Here is a 6,800-nt window from a genome sequence, read left to right on the forward strand (position 1 = left end):
CCCCGCAGCAGATCGACGTGCTCCACCTCTGACGGAGGGAATGCAAAATGCAATGTGTAATACCCATCTTGATCTTTATGAGCTGAAGACAGATAAGCACGGCTAGACCATTCTTCATCTACATTTCTAATCTCAAAAAAATCGTCCTCTTGATCGACATCGGGCTCATGAAAATAGATCACCGTAGGCACTGAACCACTGGCTATCTTAAGCGCGGCGATATTGCACTCGAGTTGATCGTTAACCAAAGCAAGATTAACACCTTGAGAAACGTTGGTTGGTAGTGCCGTTGCCGCCCCCTCTGCAGAGTCGAAATGCAAACTAAACGCGTTGCCGAACAGCTTGCACTGCCATTAAGTACTCTGGCTCCCTAGGGGCTATCTAGTCTAATTTGACTTCATTATTACGATAGGAAAAAACGTTGAGCATGCTATAACAGCTTCGAGTGTTCTATCACATCAAGTTCATCATCCTCTTCATGTAGCCCCTCTAAAAATTCTTCTACACTTATTTTTAGGTTGTCGACCCAATAATCATCAATTGTCATAACGTAGAAGAGCCCATCATAATAAACCACTTTGGCGACAATTGGCCCATTTGGATCACCTACGCCGCTTCGAGTTACCAAGTATTTAACAACATCGTCATGATGTAAGACTACTGGGATTCTCCCGATAGTATGGATAAGAAACGGATTCTCTCCATCGTCTTCTCGAATTGGAGCAACGCTAAGTTCGCCAGTAATTGTGGTTCCATACACATCTTCTTCCGGCACTACGTCATAAACTTCTCTTAGACTCTCAAGCTCCTTATCTGATGCTAGGTCTCTTGTATCAACATCTAGAGCTTGTTTCACAATATCCCAATTTTTCTCCTGCTCTCGATAACAGTAAACCAAAAAACCGACAATGCAGACCGCTGTCAGTAATAACCACTCACTCATTAACCACCTCAAATTGCACAAAAGTTTAGAATATTTCTAGCTATCAGAACTGCACTCCATTTTGCCGCAGCGAGCTAACGCAGTGAGTTCAAGTGAACAACATCTGCTTTAAAAAGCGAGTAAGTACATATGAGACTCACAGGCTGCAGTATCACGCTTATTTATATCGCTTGGTCTGTATGAGTCATGTAATGGAGCCGCACTGGAACACCCAATCTCACTAGGTGATTTAACACTTCTCTGTAGCCGAAGTCCCAATCGTAGAGCACGACTAACTCCCCATTTACATCAATGAGTTTTAGTGTTTGATCTAAGATTACATTCCCCCATACTGAATCCTCGTTTTCTTTGTGTGGCCATTCAATACATTGCATGTTTTTAATGCTAAGAGATTGATTTACGCCTTTTTGACCGCTGCCATTGGTCAAAATGACTTTATCGGGTAAAAACAGAATGAAACGTCGTCCGCCATAAGAAACTAGAGTTAGAGTTTTAACTGCCTCATTCAGTGCGACAAACGTCAGGGGAAGTGCCATAAAAAGGATCCCCGTCCAGACATAGAAATTGTGAGAAAGCTCTGAGCGATTAATTTTAATCCCTCGCACTCGGTCATGTCCCTCAGGGAACATATCACCGACAACCTGTGGGATGTAGCGCAATGCACAATAACCAACAATGATGAAAAACACCGTGGAAACAAGGTTCGAGAAAATACTTCCTCTTCGAATATATTCGCCGTCTAGAAGCGCAATCCCATGTTTGATTAGCACTTCCCTATACTCTTCTGGAGACGGTGAAAAATACATAATGCCTAGCCGTTTCCACTGCGCCTCATCATGCTCAAGCACCGTATATTCATAGCAGCCAAGAGGATTAGAACCTTTTTCAAGAAAAAAACCGTATGACTGGCTTTTATCTAGATTAATGGTATTTGATACGAAATGGCGGAAGATTACAGTAGACAGTAATAGAACGCATAAAGCGCCATGCAAGGGTGATATTTCCCAAAGGTTCCAGCCATTATAAGCAATGATGGTAAATAGAACTTTATCCATCGACGATAATCCATGCCGTTGATGGATTTGCAAATTGGCTCCAGAATCTTCAATTGCCTGTATTAACCGTGAAGGAAAATTATGAAAGGAATAGGTGTAAAAAGCGGTTAAACCTACCACAGACCATTGGTAGAACGTGTTCGACTCAAAGATCCACCAAATGATAGCTAATAGAGTAACCAACATGAAATACAGCATCACACTGACAGGATTACCAAAACGTTCGCTAGATACTGTATGTTTTGAATTGAGCATAAATATTATGTTTGGCTAGTAGAATAATCTAAGTTGCTTAGTTGTAGTAAGACGTAGGAATCATGGGTCGTATGCATTGCTCGGCTACCAATAACCTTGCAGTCCAAACCTTTTATAAAAGTCTGCCTGATTTCATATCTTCCTAGATAAGAACCAGAGTGCCGATCGCTAACGACTCCCAAAAAGCAACTCTCTCAGACGGTTGTTCGATATATACGTATACACGTCTCGCAGCTGTTCACCAGCGCGGTATCAATAGTAAGATGGAAACATCTTCTCTTGACAATCACGCTGTGTTCACTCACTTTGCTGAGCGCGTTCAAGAAGAGTTCGTCTATTGATTCAAAGAGGAAAAACACGCAATATTCGAGCTAAGTCTCGCCATTTTCTGCCTGAGAAATTAACCGACGACAAATCTCGAGATCTTTTCTCATTGGTGACGTATGATTTTTGCTTTTTCCTACAATAATGGCTTCAGGAACGGTTTGCTCAGCCAGCTTTAGTTTTGCGTAACAACTTGCTTTGAGTATCAATATTTCGCTCTCGGTTAACGAACCTTTACTTTTTTCAGTTTCGCTAGATAACGCTGCTGTACTTGAAGCAGTCAATGTCACTAATAGTAGTGCTTGAGTTATTTTCACTGTCGCTTCCTATTTCCACTTTACATATGAAAGTTTGGATAGTTTGAAATGGGCAACCAAGGTTACACCGCTAAGTAGGATGAGTACCAAAGCGAGCACAACGAACCCGATCTTATGACGAAAATCGACTTCATAGTCGTCTCCTCTTAAAGCGATGTATGTTATTCCATCGTTATTTCTTACCGATGTCACGACCCCCAGTAAGGAGAGAAATTAACACCAGCAGAGAGTTGGGGATAAAGAGTCTTGTCTATAAACTTGGTAAATTTCTTGCCATAAAATTCACCTTTAGTTGCCTTATGTAAATCGTCCCAAATGTTCAAGAAGTCTTCATTATTCTCAAAGCTCACCACTATGCCACTTCTTACAGCAAGTTCTCTTTCTGCTTGCTGGTTGATCGCAATAAGTTCACCTACATAGACATCCTCGGCGTGTGATTTCATTACCGAGAGCTCCGAGACATGCTCTTTCAATGCGTAAGTTACGGAAGAGTCAGAACTATTGCCTGAACGTATCTCTTCCCAGCACTCTTCTTCAGAGCCGCATTTAGTGGCAAAGATTGAGTTTTGTCTCAGCTCGATGATTTCTGCTTTTGCTTCTTTATAGGTAGGAAAGTGATTATGGTCTTCGACCCAATTTGCCCAAAGGGTGAGCCTTTTAGAAGTGAAAGCAAGTATCTTAGACTTATGTGCGATCTTTACACCTTGCACTTTGGCGTTGCTCTCTAGTCTCAAGTATTGCATCGTAGAAGCGTTATAAAATACAAGCTCGGTATCTACAGCGATTAATTGTTCAAGTGAAGGGGCAACTGTCGCGTAATAATTGACCCCTTCCCACCCTTCGCTAACGATGAAATCTCGGCAATAGTCATATAAGTTGGAGTCTGGATTTTGCTTCTCTCCTGTCATACAAATCCCGCGAACATCTTCCAGCGCTATGCGTTGCCCATACTTGACTGCTTCATAGAGTTCTTTGGCATTGTTAACCTTAATAACCCCCGGGTTCACCGCCATCTGAGTGTACAAATAGACATTATGAAAACCGACATATGACAGCACAATCAAGGCACAAACGAAAAGACTGAGGCTCATGGTTTTTATGTAACGAATTCGGCGGTAACTCTTCGGCACGCTTGGTACAGCATCGAAATGGCTGCTATAGTCCATGACTACTTTATTCACCGTACAAACCTGAATCTCGACTTCATCTCCAATTGAGAACTTTTGTCTTGCAGTACTTGGAAGCCTGTAATGACCATATTGTGAACTATCTAGCGGCTCTCTAATTTTTATAAAACTATCACCATTAATAGTAGCAACACCCTCTACATCGGTCTTAATAGTTAACAGAGTAAACGAACTAGGTTGAGTATCATATTTTCGGTACCAAGAAACTAAAAAAGCAAGTAGTACTGCAACAGACACGACAATCAAGTAAGGTACCCACTCTGGCACCATCTCAACACTAAATAATATAGTAAGCAGTATTATGCTACACAGTTGTAATGCGGGCTTTACCGCGACTTCATTGTTAGGCTCTAGAGCCCAACGTTCTATTAACGTCGCGTCTCTTTCTGATAGAACTACCGATTTTTTTTCTAAGTCGATCATACTACTCTATTTCAAACTCCATAATAGTGAAGCACTCAAACCTCTAGCTTTTTACATCACTTTTGGTATTCATTAATGTTAATTCTCACATAAAAATGAAAAAATTATTTTTCTAAACGAAAGAATAGTGACTTTGACATGAACATTAGCTAAAAAAACTATTAGATTGGAGAATTAGAATATCGATATCTCTCTATAATTATCTGTAAGATTTAAGAACATGCAATGAATGGCATTAAATCATTAATTCTCACCATACTTAAAGGCTAGTGAAAGCATGTTATCAACAAGAGCAATATTAAAGAAAGAAAGGAAACATCATGTCAATAAGTAACTTAATAAGGTACCCAATACTTCGCACATGCACGAACACAAATGGAAGACATCAGGATTGCTGTATTCAGTGTGTAACAATAACAACTTCAATAATTAAGTTAGTGGAGAGTTTTTAATGAGGATGGTTATTCTTTTACTCACTATCGCATGTAGCTTTTCAGCACACTCTAATGAGTATATTGTCATCATTAATGGAGAAGAACACGCAATAAACTTAGACTCGACCGTTAATTTTAAAGTAGACGAAATGCCGGTTTCACTTACGCTTAAACGGAATTCAGAAGACACAAGAACCTTTACATCTGAGGCGTTCTCATTTAAGCACCCTGCACGCTTTCTCCCCGCAAGAGAGATGGCTGCAAGTGGCAGGTACATTACCGGGATGCTTAGCCCACTGGGCTCAAACGTCACAATCCTCGAGTTTAAAAATAACGATCCACGCGACTTCTTCGACGGGCTAGTAAATATAACCCTATCAGACGATCGAGCAGAAAATTATAAAATCACAGAGAGTCCCACATTCGTAAGGTTGTATGATGGCACTAAATTACACGGCAAACGATTTCGAGTTGTACAGAGAAATAACAAAATCGTTGAAAAGCTCATTCTTTATTATGCGAAAGACGACTCTGGAATTATCATTTCTACAGCACAAAGCTCCAAAGATCACAAAGACATGGTAGATGAGTTTTATAAATCATTAATTATTTCAATGTAGTTCCTCATGTTGAATGTTAAGGCTCGTATTCGATTGCGAGCCCTATTTGTATAATAACCTTTTACTTATAATTTTTCGCCATACCTACTAGATACTTAATAACGTCATACCGCATGGCTTATTCCTCGAATACAACGGCTAGCCAAATTACTTTATTGTGAATAAAAAAGCGATACTCCACTAGGGTAGTATCGCTTGGTAGTAACATTCAATAACTGTGGCTTAGGCAAGCAAAAAGTGTAAATGGCCACCAAATCTAGGTTTCACCCTAGTGCAGAGACGTAACAAAAGTTAACGCCTTCAGTAATATAGCTTCAATCGGTCAAATAACAACCTGCCAAATTTACTGCTTATTCCTCTGATATCACCATTAAAATGGTGTTTAGTGTTATCGATTGCACTCACAAAGTTTCAAACTACCTAAACTTTCTTGCAAACTAGTTTTGATGAAAAAATATTGACTAGTAATTAGTAAAAAACACCAACAATTACTTCAATTAATCTTTAAATAAATGCAATTAGGCAGCAAGATTTTGCTTGTTATTTACACCCTCATTTTCTGATTTCGATAACTTCCAATAGTGAATAGCATTATTGTTGGCAACAGTTTCAACAATGGTGAACGATTCAACAACTTCAATTGCTATCGCGGAAAATTCATTCTTGCCATTTGCTGTAACAGTGACCTTTCCTGCCGACAGCTCAGATAAATTTAAGCTTTCCGTTACCCAACTATTATCAGCAAGTACATTTGCGGTAGCAGGTATTCCCTTGCCTTTTGAATCAGTCAAGGTCAATTCAATGACATCACCAGCACTGAAACGCGTTGATGTGCCTGATATAGCCACACTGCTCAAATCAGTATCGGGGATTTCTGCAAGCAAGTTCATCTGGATAGTTGGCGTCAGCGCCAGGCGAGTATCAGTATGCGCACTGCCAGAATTACCCACTTCGTCTTTAAAACCTGCAATGGTCATTGGCATGTGAAGCTCACCTTGTGTTGAAGCAGGGACTACCACGCTGCCTGTCCATTGGTTTTGCGCATCGCTGCCACTCCAAACAATAGCGTTGCCGCCCAAATCCGAAGACTCTGGCTCGAACACTGCTCGACTGAAGTCCGCGGTGATACTGATGGTGTCGCCCTCATCTCCGTAGATTGGTGATAAGGTCACATTTTCAACAACCGGATTATTGATGTCGACGGTAAAAGTCGTTTGTTTTGATTGAGCCACCGCGTTGTGT

Annotated in this window: 7 protein-coding genes and 1 pseudogene; 2 read left to right on the forward strand and 6 right to left on the reverse strand. The window is 40.5% G+C overall.

What is annotated here, in order from left to right:
- From UA76_RS13140 to UA76_RS13150, 3 genes and pseudogenes are all read right to left on the reverse strand, one after another.
- Positions 1-320 (reverse strand): annotated as a pseudogene (locus tag UA76_RS13140) (hypothetical protein); the annotation flags it as partial.
- 110 nt (positions 321-430) lie between these two features.
- Positions 431-943, reverse strand: a complete 513-nt coding sequence (locus UA76_RS13145; RefSeq protein ID WP_047046891.1) for a hypothetical protein — start codon at positions 941-943, stop codon at positions 431-433.
- 161 nt (positions 944-1,104) lie between these two features.
- Positions 1,105-1,998 (reverse strand): hypothetical protein, encoded by an 894-nt coding sequence (locus UA76_RS13150; RefSeq protein WP_047046894.1) that lies wholly within the window; start codon positions 1,996-1,998, stop codon positions 1,105-1,107.
- A 413-nt stretch (positions 1,999-2,411) separates the two neighbouring features.
- Here UA76_RS13150 and UA76_RS13155 point away from each other — a divergent pair, with 413 nt between their 5' ends.
- Positions 2,412-2,594, forward strand: coding sequence for a hypothetical protein (locus UA76_RS13155; protein WP_047046897.1), 183 nt, complete (start codon positions 2,412-2,414; stop codon positions 2,592-2,594).
- A 30-nt stretch (positions 2,595-2,624) separates the two neighbouring features.
- Here UA76_RS13155 and UA76_RS13160 read toward each other — a convergent pair whose 3' ends face one another.
- Together UA76_RS13160 and UA76_RS13165 are read right to left on the reverse strand one after the other, a co-directional pair.
- Positions 2,625-2,894 carry a hypothetical protein gene (locus tag UA76_RS13160; protein ID WP_047046900.1) on the reverse strand — a complete coding sequence of 90 codons (270 nt, stop codon included), beginning with the start codon at positions 2,892-2,894 and terminating at the stop codon, positions 2,625-2,627.
- Positions 2,895-3,082: 188 nt separating this feature from the next.
- Positions 3,083-4,504: a hypothetical protein gene (locus tag UA76_RS13165; RefSeq protein WP_047046903.1), complete on the reverse strand. Its 1,422-nt coding sequence runs from the start codon at positions 4,502-4,504 to the stop codon at positions 3,083-3,085.
- Positions 4,505-4,961: 457 nt separating this feature from the next.
- Here UA76_RS13165 and UA76_RS13170 point away from each other — a divergent pair, with 457 nt between their 5' ends.
- Positions 4,962-5,558 (forward strand): hypothetical protein, encoded by a 597-nt coding sequence (locus UA76_RS13170; protein WP_157617636.1) that lies wholly within the window; start codon positions 4,962-4,964, stop codon positions 5,556-5,558.
- A 518-nt stretch (positions 5,559-6,076) separates the two neighbouring features.
- Here UA76_RS13170 and UA76_RS23870 read toward each other — a convergent pair.
- The coding region (locus UA76_RS23870) for a hypothetical protein (RefSeq protein ID WP_162198951.1) at positions 6,077-6,800 on the reverse strand (724 nt) is incomplete at its 5' end.

Source organism: Vibrio mexicanus (assembly GCF_001012815.1).
Lineage (GTDB): Bacteria > Pseudomonadota > Gammaproteobacteria > Enterobacterales > Vibrionaceae > Vibrio > Vibrio mexicanus.

Coding starts and splice junctions, on each gene's coding strand:
- UA76_RS13145 (WP_047046891.1), bottom strand. CDS start 943: ATGAGTGAGTGGTTATTACTGACAGCGGTCTGCATTGTCGGTTTTTTG.
- UA76_RS13150 (WP_047046894.1), bottom strand. CDS start 1,998: ATGGATAAAGTTCTATTTACCATCATTGCTTATAATGGCTGGAACCTT.
- UA76_RS13165 (WP_047046903.1), bottom strand. CDS start 4,504: ATGATCGACTTAGAAAAAAAATCGGTAGTTCTATCAGAAAGAGACGCG.
- UA76_RS13170 (WP_157617636.1), top strand. CDS start 4,962: ATGGTTATTCTTTTACTCACTATCGCATGTAGCTTTTCAGCACACTCT.